Here is a 15,247-nt window from a genome sequence, read left to right as displayed (position 1 = left end):
AATATATTGAGAGCGAACATACTTTATCGTATGAAGAGAACTCAATGAACGTCACGAAGAAAGTTGGGAGCCTTATGATCGTTCAAAAATTTGGCGGGATAGCAATGAAAGACAAGAAAATGAGATTGAATTGCATTAACCATATAAAAGCTGGATTGCATGAATTTGGCGACATTGTTATTGTCGTTTCTGCAATCGGTCGTTATGGTGATCCTTACTCGACGGACAGCCTACTTCAACTTACGGATGCCTTTTTACCCACGACAGCCGCTAGCGACCTTGTCGCATCTTGTGGCGAGCTCATAGCAGCAGCGGTGTTGTCTGCCGAGCTAGAGCAGGCTGGTGTAGAAAACACAGTTCTTCATGGTACACGGGCAGGCATAATGACAACGGGTGTCTATGGCGATGGAATGATTAGTACGATTGATACTACGTCGATTCGACAAAATCTAAAAATGACCCGTTGTGTAATCATTCCAGGTTTTCAAGGAGTTGCTGAGAATGGGCAGACGATGACACTTGGAAGAGGCGGAAGCGATTTGTCTGCCATTGCCCTTGCTGCTGCACTCCAAGCATCTCATGTAGAATTCTTTAAAGATGTCCCCGGCGTCATGACCGACGATCCACGCGAGGCGAAAAATCCTATTAAACTAGACTCGCTAAAGTTGGAGGAATTCATTCCCCTGCTGGATTGTGAAAGACCAATTATACAAAAACGTGCGGCGCTCCATGCAATGGAAACAGCGATACCCCTATATATAAGAGGTATCGCTGGTACAGAATCAGGTACATGGGTTTTGCCTTAGGCAGCAATAAAATTTACTGCTGCCTTTTTTCTTCATCAGTCATACGAACCAAAACTTGTGTGTAATATTTTCCATATGCACCTGTTCCAAGATTTGTTACATCTTTTTCAAGCAATACACTTCGGTGGGCAGGCGAATTGAGCCAACCATGCACCGCCTCAATCGCATCCACATAGTTAAATGCTATATTTTCACGTGCTTTACGATGCTCAATTTCCGCTTCTTTCAACCTATCCGCAAGATTTCCAGTCACTGGGGATTCATGGGAAAAGTAATTTTCAAGCGCCATATCCTCGCTATGCTTTCTAGCAACTTGTGTCAGTTCATAGTCGCCTTCCACTTCACTTATACCATGATTTTTTCTATAAAGGTTTGTTAATTCATAAAGTTGTCGTTCCATAGCACGGTCCACTTCTATCTGCATTGTGGATGAAGGATGATCCGCACTTACAATTTCACCCATATAGGTCATATCATAAGGTTGATGGAGGACAAGTGTATGTGGATCTATAAAGCGCACAGCCTCCAGTTCACCGTCAATTCCGTCAAAGTAGAGTTGTGCATAGACACCTTCATAAGCAATGAGTAACCTATTTTTTATATCCTCACCATTCAATGTAAACGTATAAACACTTTCACCCGTGTGCACACTTACTTCTGATTCAACTATCGTAAACCTGTAAATGTCTTTTACGTCTTGACCGAGTTCAAATGGTTCAACATCAGAAGATGAATCAGCTGAGTATATCTGGTTCACTTTTTCACCTATTACTCCGACCATTAATTGCACACCTTGGTCATAAATCCACCAATCGTACCCATAATCGGATGGTTCAATCCTGTCCGGTTCACCAATCTTTTCGATTAGCCTATCTACACCTTTACCGACATACTGAGATATGCCAGATTCAGGTCTTGTTGCCTGATTCATTGAAACCCCTTCACCTTTTCCGGGGATTGGTATGGCCGTTCCGTGTTTCACTGGTGATTCAAGCGGTTCATTCTCTTTCACTCCATCATCTAAAATATAAAATACCAATAGGACGATGATGAGTAGAAGTATTATTTTCCAAAGAACTTTCATTTTTCGCCCTTCTTTCCTAATCGGTAGTTTAGTCATTTCATTTCTAGCTGATTCCATAAATGAGTTGCTCTATTCATTATACTTCATCAAAGCAATAAAAAAAGCGAGGTACGTCTAATTCTAAGTCATTCACTTCTTGACACAATGTTGTCATTGCAACTGTCAGTGATTTGTTCTATTATAAATAGGTATAGGGAATTGGCTGGACGATATATGAGGAGGATATAAACTATGTATATTGAGGATACAGGCATTGAAAATATTGTAACCGACTTATCAATACTTGACGAAATTATGTTAAAACACGATCTTGTCCGTGCAGGACAATGGGACTACGAACGAGCGACATTTGATAAGAAGTATACGCTTAAAGAAGGTACATACTATTTGCGCGTATTCAGTTACACAACTGATGGTGATGTAGATACACGCGAAGCAACTATGATTCTTAAAAAACCAGTTGTGGGTAAACATTATTATCCGCACGGCGTTGAGTACGGCGAAGGAGAGCATTTCCCTGCAAGTCTCATTAAGGACTGTATCGCAACATTAAAAGCAGTAAGTGCTGAACTTGAACCTTTCAATGTAAAAAAATAATTTTATTGCAGAGGCCGAAGAACTTAAAGTTCTTCGGTCTTTTTTCGTCCTCTATTATTCAAAACTTTTTCACTACTCAATCACCTAAGTCTTGGTTATAATTGAAGTAGCGAATACTTTGGAGGAATGACCGTTGTCAAAATGGCTAACAAAACGTAATTTCATCATAATACTAAGTCTTATCCTCATCACCTTGACATCCATTATTATCCTACCTGTATCGTTGCCAATCATTTTCGCGCTACTGATAGCATTGATAATTGAACCTATCGTCAAAATGACTGAAAAGAAGTTCAAGTGGAATCGTAAAGTATCAGTCATAACTGTCTTTATGTTTACCCTCGTAATTATTACTATTTTGCTCTACTACACGGTTACTCAATTGTTTGGTAAAATTATTGATTTCACGAAAGCAGCACCTGACTATTTCAATTCGTTGTCGGGTGTATGGATTGACGTTCAAAGTAAGCTTTTACAATATACCTCAGGAATGCCTGATGAAGTCGTTATGTCTGTTCAAAAAGAATTTAAGAATATATTCGAATCGATTCGTAAATCGATACTCGATTTTCTGAACTACGAGAGAATTATGTCACTTATGGCTGAAATTCCAAACTTCCTCGTCAGTTTTTCAGTCTTCATCATAGCTTTATTCCTATTTATGCTTGAACTTCCCGAATTGAGAAAAATGTTGTTTAGGCACTTAACAACGTCAACGGCAGAAAAAGTGCGGTTTATGATTACACGTCTTAACTCAGCTATATTTGGATTTTTGAAAGCGCAGCTATTAGTCAGCTTAATCATTCTGGCGGTTACATTTGTCGGTCTACTCCTGATTATTCCTAAGTATGCAGTTGTCATGTCACTTGTCATTTGGTTTATTGATATCATTCCAATACTTGGTTCAATCCTTATACTTGCACCCTGGTCTATGTATCTGTTCATTAGTGGAGATGTAGCAACAGCGACACAATTGGCTATTTTAGCAGTTATCCTACTAATAATAAGACGAATTGTGGAACCAAAGGTAATGGGTTCACAAATTGGGTTAGCACCGCTCCCCACACTAATTGCGATGTTCATCGGGTTGAAGTTGTTCGGCTTCCTCGGATTTTTTATCGGTCCATTAGTAGTCATATTGTTTACAACAGCACGTGAAGCCGGGTTCATCAAAATGAATTTTAGAATTTAAGAGAGTGAATACAAAGAACATGCATTCACTATAGGGTATCCCCCTAATACCGCTTCTGCGCTTTGTGGATGCCTCCCGCGATAAGCCAGAAAGAAGACCAGGGAGGGATTGAACTGTACCCCTCCATCAGTCTTATCACTCCGGCTACCACGAAGTCGCGTCTTCGCTGGATTGTCTCTTTTAGAAAGCGCCTTGCATAATTAAGGATTAGACCTGCAATATATTATGCATCTTTCTTGAATAACATTAGTATCAACTCAGTAATCACATTATAATTTCAGCCTATACATCTCGAAATCAATATACAATCCACACTCCGAAACACAACTCTCTCAATAATGTGCATCCTAGCGCAGGCGCGGCAAAGGGGTAGCCGAAGCCGTAAGACTGGATGCGAAGCGCTTAATCCAGGCTTACGGCCAGAGGCATCCCCAGAGCGCCAAGCGTTCTACAATCCACACTCCGTAATCACAATTCTCCTCAATAATGGAATCGCTAGCGCAGGCGCGGCAAAGGCACCCCCAGAGCGTCAAGCGATCTACAATCCACACTCCGAACCCCAACTCTCCCATTGTGACCTAAAATAGTTCCTACATTTTACAAAGCGAGCCTATTCTCAATAAAATCGAGAATAGGCTCGCTATTTTTTTTGTTGCTTATAGATACACACATAAATTGGTGGTCGCCTTTGTAAAAAGCTAAGGTAAATGTAAGCCCTTTTACGAAAGAAAACTCAATTAAGTGAATTACCCATGCATCGTCAATCGTTGACGTTCGCGAAGTGCTTGCGCAGTGATTTCGTCCGCATTTTCCCGTTCTTCTCTATTCCATTTAATGAAAATGCTACCAAGGACACCGACATAAACAATTTCCTGAATTACTTTCATGATAATACCACCAAGTTGTTGATCAACCAATGATGGCATATTCGTAAATAGCTCAGGACCTGAAATACCTAACCCAGATAACCCCGCTAGCGTACCTGCAGGTACACATAGCGCCATCGCTTTTAACCAAGCTTCTCCGGATTGGTAGGTTTCATAAACAGGTACATCTACGAAAATGATTAGAGAACATGCTGGAGTGATTAATATTGCACTTAATATGATATAACCAATCTTTTTCAAACCATGAAGCTTTGGTTGACCTTCCAATGTATTAATGACTGGCCACCATAGAAATACAGCTGCAATAAACAGCGTTATCGTAAATATGGAGTGAAGGATAAGGCTCATTTTCACATTATCTAGGATAAGGGGTAAATGATAGAATGAAAACATACCGCTAAAGAACAGTACGCTTAGAATCGGTTTAGTGAAGAATCGGAAAACCTTGTCAATAATCTTGACATCAAAAACCTTTTTCCACATCCAATTGGGAATACCCATAATGATTAATGGAGCAACGATTAGTAACAAAACTGCCATTTGTACCATGTGCATTGAAAATAGGATATGACCCATTAAATCCACTGGTGAACCTTTTAAGACGTAAAGCAGAATCATACCAGTCATGAATAAAAATACCTGACTTTTTTTAACCGGATGCGAGTCTTTAAATCGATGGCGCATTTTCGTCGACATTACTAAATACAAAGCCATACCGAGTATGATAAATAGTAAGAACCATGGACTCCATAATGCCTGGAATCCAAATATGCTTAAAGGCATTTGAGATCGCTCCTTCAATAGTTTCTTTCTCCATTATAAAGCGAATGGCACCGTAACTCAATGTACGAACTATGACAGTTTTTTTAAAATAGTAAAAGCCTGTGGAGAGTAGTATCTTCCACAGGCTTTTACATCTATTAATTACCACCAAACGATTGTTACAAAAGTTAAAACAACAGCGAATGAAAGTAATACTCCCGAATAAATAAACATTTGAGGAACTTCATGTCCTTTTTCGCTCATATGCATGAAGTAATACAACTGTAAACCGACTTGTACTGCAGCAAATAACAGAATCGATGGAATAATCAAGAATTTAGAAAATCCAACGACATCAGATTGGTATGCCATAACCATTGAAAAAGACATGATAGTCATGAAAATCATAAGTGAAAACATCATGACCTGATTACGCATGGACTTACGTGCACGTCTCTGGTCTAAGTTAAATTCAGCTGGTGACTTTTTATAAACTTGGATGTCAGACATATTAACCTATCACTCCCATCAAGTAGACTACAGTGAAGATGAATACCCATACTACGTCAATGAAATGCCAGTACAACGAGAATGTATAGAATTTCGTCGCGTTATACAAGTTCAGTCCGCGCTTAGAATTACGATAGACAAGCAGCGTTATCCATACAAGTCCGAACGCTACGTGGAGACCGTGCGTTCCAACAAGTGCATAAAATGCCGAACTGAAAGCACTGTTATCAAATGTGAAACCTAATTTAATGTAATGTACAAACTCATACACCTCAAGCCCTAAGAATCCAAGGCCAAGGAATGCTGTAATGACGAGCCATAGTTGCATTTTCTTAAAATCATAATTTCTCAAATGATACATTGCGTAAACACTCGTCAATGATGATGTTAAAAGAAGCAACGTCATAACAAAGACAAGCGGCAATTCAAAAAGTCCTTGAGATGAAAACTCAAAACCACTTGGACCTTTGTTCTTTAAAGCAAGATAAGTTGCAAAGAGCGTTGCAAACAAAATCGTTTCTCCGCCAAGGAAAAGCCAAAAGCCGACAAATTTGTTTTTCGCTTCAAGCGTTGCTCTTTCTGGATGATCTGGCCACGTCTCAGGGGTGAATTTTTTATTCAAATCCATTATTGTTTGCCCCCTTTACGTTTTAGATCTTTTAAGATGTCTTCTTTCTTAACATAGTAACCCATATCGTCTTTTATTGAACGTATTGCCATTGATACGAAAGTGAAGAGCAGACCAAAGATTAAAACCGATAAGCCCCATGACTCTTCAGTGCGGTACATCGCACCAAATCCTGCAATGAACAAACCTAAAGACATCATAAATGGAATGATTGAACCGTTTGGCATATGAATGTCCTGAACTGGTTCTGACGGTGTAATACCCGACAAATTCCCTTCCAATTTTTCGATATGCACTGTGTCAAGACCACGTACAAGTGGTGTCTGTGCGAAGTTATAGAATGGCGGTGGTGATTCAATCGCCCATTCCAGTGTTCGTCCGTCACCCCATGGATCATTTGCAACACGTACTTTTTTAACCGAAGTGATAACTATATTTATGACTAAGACTATAATCCCGATTGCCATAAATACCGCTCCCACGGTACTAATATAGTTAGATAAGTTCCATCCTTGTCCGTCCATGTATGTAAATACACGACGAGGCATTCCCCAGAAACCTAACCAGTGTTGAATCAAGAATGTCAAATGGAAACCGATAAAGAAGAAAGCAAAAGTTACTTTACCTAGCATTTCATTCAACATTGTACCGAACATTTTCGGCCAGTATAGATGAGTACCAGCAAGTATTCCAAAAACAGTACCTCCAACGATTACGTAATGGAAGTGAGCAACAACAAAGTATGTGTCATGCAATTGGTAATCAAGCGGCGCTGTACCTAGCATAACACCTGTAACTCCACCCATAACAAACGTTGGGATGAAACCTAATGCATAAAGCATCGGTGTTGTTACTTTTATACTTCCTCCCCACATGGTGAGCAACCAGTTAAATATCTTGACTCCGGTAGGTATGGCAATTGCCATTGTCGCTACAGAGAAGATAGCGTTCGCTGTCGGTCCAAGACCAACTGTAAACATATGGTGAGCCCAAACCATGAATCCAAGGAATCCGATAAGGACGGTAGCGAATACCATCGCGGAATAACCAAAGAGACGTTTGCGTGAGAAGATTGTAAAAATCTCCGAGAAAATACCGAAAGCCGGTAAAATCAGTATATATACTTCAGGGTGACCAAAAATCCAGAATATATGCTCCCAGATGATTGTATTTCCGCCCATCGTATGATCAAAGAAATTCCCTCCAAACATTCGATCAAACGTAAGAAGGAAAAGTCCTACCGTAAGTGGTGGGAATGCGAACAAGATCATTGCTGATGCAACAAACGTAGTCCATGTAAAAAGTGGCATACGCATGTATGTCATTCCCGGAGCACGCATGTTAATAATTGTGACGAGGAAGTTAATTCCTCCAATTAACGTACCCAGACCTGCAATTTGAAGACCTATTGCATAAAAATCGACACCATGTCCTTCTGATACCATTGCGAGAGACGCATAAGAAGTCCAACCTGCATCGGGAACTTGACCAACGAACCAAGAAACGTTTAAGAATATACCACCGAACATGAACAACCAAAAACCTAATGAATTTAGGAATGGGAATGCGACATCTCGTGCCCCGATTTGGAGCGGCATGACGGCGTTCATGAATCCAATTAATATCGGCATGGCCGCAAGGAAAATCATCGTCGTTCCGTGCATCGTAATAAGCTGATTAAATATCCCAGCACTGACGAGATCGTTGTTTGGCGTTAGAAGTTGCAAACGGATGATCATCGCTTCTATACCGCCGACTACGAAGAAGAATCCTCCACCAAGGAGATAAAGGATACCAATCTTCTTATGGTCGACTGTTGTCAGCCAATCCCACAGCGTTGCGCCAAAACCTCTTTTTTGAGCAACTGAACTCAATTTGTTTACCTCCTCTTCAATTTCACGTTAATAATTACTTTTCTACCGAAAGACCCATAAGGTACTCTGAAATTGCATTTAATTCATCGCCGGAAAGCTGTTCACCGAATGACGGCATCAAGTTTCCAGGCTTGTATTTTTGAGTGTCAGAAATCCATTCAACTAAGCTTTCTTCTGTGTGATCCATAAATCCTGCAACTCGATTACGGTCACCGAATGCTGCTAAGTTAGGACCAATCGCTCCACTTTCACCAACCGCGGAAGTTGCATGACATGCGATACAGCTTTGTTGGAACAGTTCTTCACCTTGAGTTGTTGCTGCAGCGACATCTGTCGTTTCTTCGCCAGTTGCTTGCATCGCTGTAACCCATTTGTCAAACTCGGCTGACGGTAACGTTTTCACTTTGAAATCCATTAATGCATGTGATGGTCCGCAAAGTTCCGCACATTTACCGTAAAATACACCGTCTTTAAGATCTTTCGACTCTTCGTCAAACGTTAAGTAAAACTTATTGACGTTTTCAACGTTCGTGTCGAGCTTACCTCCAATTGCCGGAATCCAGAAGGAGTGCTTAACATCCGCTGCTATCAAGTTGAAATATACTTTTTTCCCAGTTGGTACAACAAGTTCCTGTGCTGTAACGATTCCGAGGCTTGGGTATTCAAACTCCCACCAGTATAGTTTCGCCGTAACATCGACAACAAGATTTTCAGCATTTCCATCCTCATCTACTGTCTCCATCGCTGTAACATCACTGAATTTATATGTGTAATAAACAGTAGGTACAGCTAGAAGGATTACTAGAAGAACCGGTATGACCGTCCACACAAGTTCCAATGTATGGCTTCCTTCAATGTCCTTAGGTACATGGTCTTCACCTAATTTTGAACGTCTGAAGCGAACAATTGCAACTAAGTAAATAGCCATTACTACGACAATAACGAACAACATAATTGATGATGATAATATCAACAATTTGAATTGATCTTTTCCGACTTGTCCTGCCGGAAGAAGTGTGGATAGCTCTTGTTGGCCACAACCCGCAAGGAATATGGTTAGAGCTGCTAATAGAGAAAAAAGACGCCACTTTTTGAGTCCTTTCATCATCGCTTAATGATACCTCTCTTTCTAAAAATGATTTCTTAATACTTGAGGACGATTGACCTCTTTATGTGAATTCCTGTCTAAAGAAAGAATTCCGGAACACTAGATGAATATCGAGAAAATGATCATTGAAACAAATAGGATTGTCATGTAATTCAATGAATAGATAAACATTCCTGTAGCCCATTTAAGATCATCTTTGGCTTTAAAGCCCTTAAGCGCTAAATAAAGCCATCCGATATTCAACGCGGTAGCAAGAACTAAGAAGCCTATTCCAAGTCCGCTAAGTAGAAATGGGATTGGAAATAAAAACAGTACCCATGCAAGCATCGATTTCTTAGTTCTAGCAAAACCTTTTACAACAGGCAGCATTGGAATATTCGCTGCGCGGTATTCCTCTGTTCTTCGCATCGCCAGTGCATAAAAATGAGGCGGTTGCCATACGAACATGATTAGGAATAATGCCCAAGCACCTGCTCCCAGTGCTGGCTCAACCGCAGCCCATCCGATTAACGGCGGTATGGCTCCTGAAACACTTCCCACAACTGTATTACTAACATACCTGCGTTTCGACCACATCGAATAGAGTACAACATAACTGAAGATACCTGCAAGTCCCCAAAGACCAGCTGCTACAGAAGCGGAAAACAAAAGAATTTCACCTACAACGATGAAAATCAGTGCAAGTGCCAATACAGCCGGTGCCTTAAAGCGTCCGGTAACTGTTGGTCTGGACTTCGTTCTCGTCATAACAGGGTCAATATCGCGATCAATTAAATTATTAAGTGCCGCAGATCCGGCAATAATCAATCCAGAACCGACAAGCGCATAGATTAGCAAGTCTATATTATGTAGAAAGTTTTTACCGGTGAATTGAAACGCAAGAAATAGTCCGGTAAAAGTAGTAATCATATTCGAGTTGACGATGCCGATTTTAATAAGCGCAAGGAAGTCTTTATAAAGAGACGCAGTCACTGCTTTTGATTCGGCAGGTGCAGAAATGGTATGACCGTTTGACAAGTTACCCCTCCTTTCAAAGTTGTATGTATCAGCCGCTATACTTTACTATATCGAAAATCGAGTTGTAATTCTATACATATACAAAATTTTACCCGAATCCATAGTAAAAGCGACACATTCATTAATGAACTCTCTCTATAGTAAATCATTTCTATATACCTTTTGTGAAGTTAAAGCGTCTTCTTTATGAACACTTTGTGAAATAGGCAGTTACTCAGCCATTTACAGCTGTTCATCGTTGTCTTTTTAACAATTTTTCGTTATCATCAAAAACGCAGGGAACTTTTTTGCAGCTAGTTATCATTTAAAAAGTAGGTGTCTTTTCTTGAAATATAATAGGTATTTGAAATGGTTTGCAGTCGCCTCAACAGTAGGCATGCTCTTAATCTTACTCGGCGGAGCTCTTGTTTCAAAGACTGATAGTGGAATGGGTTGCGGTAGACATTGGCCTGGATGTAACGGCCAATTAATTCCTGATGAGATTACCGCAGAAGTACTGATTGAATTTTCGCATCGACTCGTCACAGGCTCCGTTGGCATCCTAATTGTCATTTTAGCTGCCTGGTCATGGAAAGCAATTGGGCATATCAGAGAAACAAAGTTTTTAGCAGTTATGGCAGTGTTCTTTCTTATACTACAGGCATTGATCGGTGCGGCTCAAGTATTATGGGGCCAGGGAGACTTCATACTCGCCCTCCACTTTGGGATTTCACTTCTATCTTTTGCAGCAGTTCTTCTATTAACACTACTTATATTTGAAGTAGACAGTAAATTTGATGCCGATAAAATTCAGATTGGAAAATGGTTAAAATGGAACACGATTGGCGTTACAATTTACTCTTACATCGTCGTTTATACTGGAGCACTTGTGCGTCATACTGAATCGGGACTGGCGTGTATTGACTGGCCATTATGCCAAAACAACTCTTTCGCACTTCCTCGTAATATGTATGAGTGGGTTCAGATGGGTCACCGTGCTGCAGCGGCACTCATTTTCGTCTGGCTATTGGTCATCATGATACATGCAATTCGTCATTACAAAAATCAGCGTGTCATCTACTGGGGATGGATTATCGCATTTACCCTTGTAGCAATTCAGGCGACTACGGGCATGACGGTTGTTTTAACCAAGTTGAATCTTTATGTTGCTTTGCTTCATTCATTATTTATCACATTACTGTTTGGATTGTTAACTTATATGATTCTCCTTTTATCGAGAAGTAAACTTACAAAGTAAATGTAAATGGACTGTCCCTTGGGACGGTCCTTTTATATATTTACCCAAAATAGTAGAGGAAATAACAACAGCACATGGAATTATCCCATGTGCTGTTGTTATTTCTATTAATGTTCTAATTCTACGAGCAGGTCTCCAGTCGAAATCGACTCTCCAGCAGTAACATATATGTCTTTAACTACACCGTCAAAAGGTGCTTGAATCGTCGTTTCCATTTTCATAGCTTCTGTGATGAGTAAATGTTCTCCTCTTTTCACTTTCGCTCCTATGGAAGTTGCGACTTTCAAAACTGTACCCGGCATCGTTGCAGCAATATGGGCTTCATTTGAAGTATCTGCTTTTTGTTTACGAACTGTAACGGACTCGACATTCATATCTTCAATGACGACTTCACGCGGTTGACCGTTAAGTTCAAAATAGATTACTCTTGTCGCATCTGGCTGCGGTTCACTAATGGATACAAGTTTAACAATCAGTGTTTTCCCTTTTTCAATCTCCACTTCGATTTCTTCTCCAAGACGCATTCCGTATAAAAATTCAGGTGTATCAATTACTGATAGATCACCGAAAAGCTTATTTGTCACGGAGTATTCTTCGAAAACTTTCGGATACAGTGCAGATGAAAGCACTTCATGACTTGTAACCGGTCGCCCAAGTTTTGCATTTAATTCTTTTTGGAGTTTTTCGAAATCTGCATCTTCTAGTAGCTCTCCAGGACGAACTGTTATAGCTTGGCGTTCTTTTAAAATTATTTTTTGTAATTCTTCAGGGAAGCCGCCATATGGCTGGCCGATATAGCCCTCAAAAAACTCAATTACGGATTCTGGGAAATCAATAGAAGTTCCACGAACCAGAACAGATTTTTCATCCATTTCATTTTGCACCATGAATAACGCCATATCGCCAACGACTTTGGATGACGGTGTCACTTTCACGACATCTCCGAATAGCATGTTTACACGTGAATACATACTCTGAACTTCTTCCCAACGTTCACCAAGGCCTACCGCCTTCGCTTGTTGTTGCAAGTTAGAATACTGACCGCCTGGCATTTCGTGAACGTAGATTTCCGAATGCGGACTCATCATGCCGCTTTCAAAGTGCTGGTAGTACTTCCGAACATCTTCCCAGTAATAAGATAGATTCTCTAGCGAGTTGACGTTTGCACGCACATTGCGTTTACCGCCCTGTAGCGCATAGTGCAACGAGCTCGCTGAAGGTTGTGAAGTTAGACCCGCCATCGCCCCTAAAGCCGTGTCAACGATGTCCACGCCAGCCTCAACCGCTTTCGCATACATATAAATCCCATTACCGCTCGTATCGTGGGAATGTAAGTGAATTGGAATGTCCACTGTCGCCTTCAACTCTGAAACAAGTCGATATGCAGCTTCCGGTTTCAACAGACCCGCCATATCTTTAATAGCTAGAATATGCGCTCCGGCTGATTCAAGCTCTTTTGCCATGTCTTTATAATATTGAACGGTATATTTTGCACGCGAATCATCTAGGATGTCGCCTGTATAGCAGATAGCCGCTTCAGCAACTTTACCTGCATCACGCGTAGCGTCAATAGCAACTTCCATTCCTTTAATCCAGTTCAAGCTATCGAATATACGGAATACGTCTATTCCAGCATCTGCCGATTTCTTAACGAATTCCCGGATAACATTATCAGGATAATTCGTGTAACCAACTGCATTTGCACCACGGAACAACATTTGGAGAAGGACATTTGGAATTTGTTCACGTATTTTCAGAAGCCTGTCCCATGGATCTTCTTTCAAGAATCTGTAAGCGACGTCAAATGTCGCACCGCCCCACATTTCATATGAGAATAGATCGGGCATGAGTCTTGCCGATTCAGATGCAATTGACGTCATGTCAGAAGTCCTCATACGCGTTGCCAACAGAGACTGGTGAGCATCGCGGAATGTTGTATCCGTTAAAAGAACATCATCTTGTTCTTTTATCCACTTGATAAGCCCTTCTGCACCACGTTCATCTAAAATCTGTTTCGTACCTGACGGTGGTGGTGTGAGAAGGTCCACTATCGGTTTTCTTACTGGATGGAACACTGGCTTCGATTGTTTACCGATTCCTGGGAATCCGTTGACAGTAACATTCCCAATATAATTCAACATTTTCGTTCCGCGGTCTTTGCGGTTAGGGAATAGGAATAATTCCGGTGTCGTATCAATAAAACTAGTATTGTAGTTTCCTGTTAGGAAGTTTTTATGTTTTACAACATTTTCGAGGAATGGGATATTTGTCTTGATGCCCCGAATCCTGAACTCTTGTAAGTTACGGCTCATTTTAGATGCAGCCTCACGGAACGTCATGCCCCATGTTGAAACTTTGACCAGTAATGAATCATAATACGGTGTTATAACAGCACCTTGGAATCCGTTACCTGCGTCAAGTCGTACACCAAAGCCTCCACCCGAACGGTAAACCGATAATTTTCCTGTGTCAGGCATAAAATCGTTCAATGGATCTTCTGTTGTAACACGGGATTGAATCGCATATCCAAATAGCGGTATGTTTTCTTGCGTCGGAATACTTCCTTCGCCTTCATGAATGTTTTTTCCATCTGCAATACGAATTTGTGCATGAACGATGTCAATGCCCGTCACCATTTCTGTAATCGTATGCTCAACTTGAATTCGCGGATTGACTTCGATGAAATAATATTGACCGTTTGAAACAAGGAATTCCACTGTACCCGCATTTTTATAATCAACATTTTTCATCAATTTTACTGCTGCATCACAAATCTGTTCCCTCAACCCATCTTCCAATGAAATGGAAGGTGCAATTTCAACAACTTTCTGGTGGCGGCGCTGAATTGAGCAATCTCTTTCGTATAGGTGAATAACATTGCCATATGTATCCCCAAGAATTTGGACTTCGATATGTTTTGGTAAATCAATGTATTTCTCCACGTACACTTCATCGGATCCGAATGCAGATTTCGCTTCTGATCGTGCGCGTTCAAACGCCTCGTTGACTTCGTCCGCTGAATTTACAATTCGCATGCCGCGTCCGCCGCCACCAAGTGATGCCTTGATAATGATTGGATAGCCGTTTGTCTCTCCAAATCTTCCGACTTCTTCGACCGTAGAAACAGGACCATCACTACCTGGAATAACAGGGATGCCTGCATTGATAGCTTGAGTCCTCGCCTTAACTTTATCTCCGAACATGTCCAATTGCTTTGAACTTGGACCTATGAAGATGATTCCTTCTTCCTCGAGACGTCTTGCAAAATCGGTATTTTCAGCTAGGAATCCATAACCGGGATGGATGGCATTTGCGCCGGAGTCTTTCGCTATTGCGATGATCCCTTCGATGTCAAGATAAGCATCGATTGGTTTCTTTCCTTCTCCAACAATATAAGACTCATCCGCCTTATAACGATGAAATGATCCACTATCTTCAGTGGAATAAATACCCACTGTCGGAATATTCAATTCAGTACAAGCACGAAAAATTCGGATAGCAATTTCTCCACGATTCGCTACGAGGATTTTGTTAATCTGTTCCAT

12 protein-coding genes are annotated in these 15,247 nt (G+C 40.8%); 4 read left to right on the top strand and 8 right to left on the bottom strand.

Going from position 1 to position 15,247, the window contains the following annotated elements; translation table 11 throughout:
* Window positions 1-74 precede the first annotated feature (74 nt).
* The gene (locus AC1TO6_RS04095; RefSeq protein ID WP_482100331.1) at window positions 75-806 is read left to right on the top strand and encodes an amino acid kinase family protein; all 732 of its coding nucleotides are present in this window, start codon (window positions 75-77) and stop codon (window positions 804-806) included.
* 13 nt (window positions 807-819) lie between these two features.
* On the opposite strand, the gene AC1TO6_RS04090 is transcribed toward AC1TO6_RS04095, so the two are convergent.
* Window positions 820-1,890 (bottom strand): CAP domain-containing protein, encoded by a 1,071-nt coding sequence (locus AC1TO6_RS04090; RefSeq protein WP_482100330.1) that lies wholly within the window; start codon window positions 1,888-1,890, stop codon window positions 820-822.
* 231 nt (window positions 1,891-2,121) lie between these two features.
* Here AC1TO6_RS04090 and AC1TO6_RS04085 point away from each other — a divergent pair, with 231 nt between their 5' ends.
* Both AC1TO6_RS04085 and ytvI read left to right on the top strand, forming a co-directional pair.
* On the top strand, window positions 2,122-2,487 hold the full coding sequence (locus AC1TO6_RS04085) for a YugN family protein (protein WP_482100329.1): 366 nt from the start codon (window positions 2,122-2,124) through the stop codon (window positions 2,485-2,487).
* 133 nt (window positions 2,488-2,620) lie between these two features.
* Entirely contained in the window at window positions 2,621-3,679 is a 1,059-nt protein-coding gene (gene ytvI / locus AC1TO6_RS04080) for a sporulation integral membrane protein YtvI (protein ID WP_482100328.1), read from the top strand.
* Between the two features lie 746 nt (window positions 3,680-4,425).
* Here the strand turns inward: ytvI and ctaG are convergent.
* From ctaG to cyoE, 6 genes are all read right to left on the bottom strand, one after another.
* A complete protein-coding gene (gene ctaG / locus AC1TO6_RS04075; RefSeq protein WP_482100327.1) occupies window positions 4,426-5,349 on the bottom strand; it encodes a cytochrome c oxidase assembly factor CtaG in 924 nt (307 codons plus the stop codon).
* Between the two features lie 141 nt (window positions 5,350-5,490).
* Entirely contained in the window at window positions 5,491-5,838 is a 348-nt protein-coding gene (gene ctaF / locus AC1TO6_RS04070) for a cytochrome c oxidase subunit IVB (protein WP_482100326.1), read from the bottom strand.
* Between the two features lies 1 nt (window position 5,839).
* Entirely contained in the window at window positions 5,840-6,466 is a 627-nt protein-coding gene (locus AC1TO6_RS04065) for a cytochrome c oxidase subunit 3 (protein WP_482100325.1), read from the bottom strand.
* Window positions 6,466-8,340 carry a cytochrome c oxidase subunit I gene (gene ctaD / locus AC1TO6_RS04060; RefSeq protein WP_482100324.1) on the bottom strand — a complete coding sequence of 625 codons (1,875 nt, stop codon included), beginning with the start codon at window positions 8,338-8,340 and terminating at the stop codon, window positions 6,466-6,468. The genes AC1TO6_RS04065 and ctaD overlap by 1 nt, the downstream gene beginning before the upstream one ends.
* A 34-nt stretch (window positions 8,341-8,374) precedes the next feature.
* Window positions 8,375-9,448, bottom strand: a complete 1,074-nt coding sequence (coxB, locus tag AC1TO6_RS04055; protein ID WP_482100323.1) for a cytochrome c oxidase subunit II — start codon at window positions 9,446-9,448, stop codon at window positions 8,375-8,377.
* A gap of 99 nt (window positions 9,449-9,547) precedes the next feature.
* Window positions 9,548-10,465 carry a heme o synthase gene (cyoE, locus tag AC1TO6_RS04050; protein ID WP_482100322.1) on the bottom strand — a complete coding sequence of 306 codons (918 nt, stop codon included), beginning with the start codon at window positions 10,463-10,465 and terminating at the stop codon, window positions 9,548-9,550.
* Window positions 10,466-10,790: 325 nt separating this feature from the next.
* Between cyoE and AC1TO6_RS04045 the strand changes: the two genes are divergently transcribed.
* Window positions 10,791-11,702, top strand: coding sequence for a COX15/CtaA family protein (locus AC1TO6_RS04045; RefSeq protein WP_482100321.1), 912 nt, complete (start codon window positions 10,791-10,793; stop codon window positions 11,700-11,702).
* 107 nt (window positions 11,703-11,809) lie between these two features.
* Here AC1TO6_RS04045 and pyc read toward each other — a convergent pair whose 3' ends face one another.
* Window positions 11,810-15,247 carry a pyruvate carboxylase gene (pyc, locus tag AC1TO6_RS04040; protein WP_482100320.1) on the bottom strand — a complete coding sequence of 1,146 codons (3,438 nt, stop codon included), beginning with the start codon at window positions 15,245-15,247 and terminating at the stop codon, window positions 11,810-11,812.

The sequence above is a fragment of the Sporosarcina sp. Y352 genome (assembly GCF_056786535.1).
The sequence above is the reverse complement of the archived record's forward strand: the minus strand, read 5'-3'. Positions and strand labels throughout refer to the sequence as shown.

Coding starts and splice junctions, on each gene's coding strand:
- AC1TO6_RS04090 (WP_482100330.1), bottom strand. CDS start 1,890: ATGAAAGTTCTTTGGAAAATAATACTTCTACTCATCATCGTCCTATTG.
- AC1TO6_RS04085 (WP_482100329.1), top strand. CDS start 2,122: ATGTATATTGAGGATACAGGCATTGAAAATATTGTAACCGACTTATCA.
- ctaG (WP_482100327.1), bottom strand. CDS start 5,349: ATGCCTTTAAGCATATTTGGATTCCAGGCATTATGGAGTCCATGGTTC.
- pyc (WP_482100320.1), bottom strand. CDS start 15,247: ATGGAACAGATTAACAAAATCCTCGTAGCGAATCGTGGAGAAATTGCT.
- coxB (WP_482100323.1), bottom strand. CDS start 9,448: ATGATGAAAGGACTCAAAAAGTGGCGTCTTTTTTCTCTATTAGCAGCT.
- AC1TO6_RS04095 (WP_482100331.1), top strand. CDS start 75: ATGATCGTTCAAAAATTTGGCGGGATAGCAATGAAAGACAAGAAAATG.
- ctaF (WP_482100326.1), bottom strand. CDS start 5,838: ATGTCTGACATCCAAGTTTATAAAAAGTCACCAGCTGAATTTAACTTA.
- AC1TO6_RS04065 (WP_482100325.1), bottom strand. CDS start 6,466: ATGGATTTGAATAAAAAATTCACCCCTGAGACGTGGCCAGATCATCCA.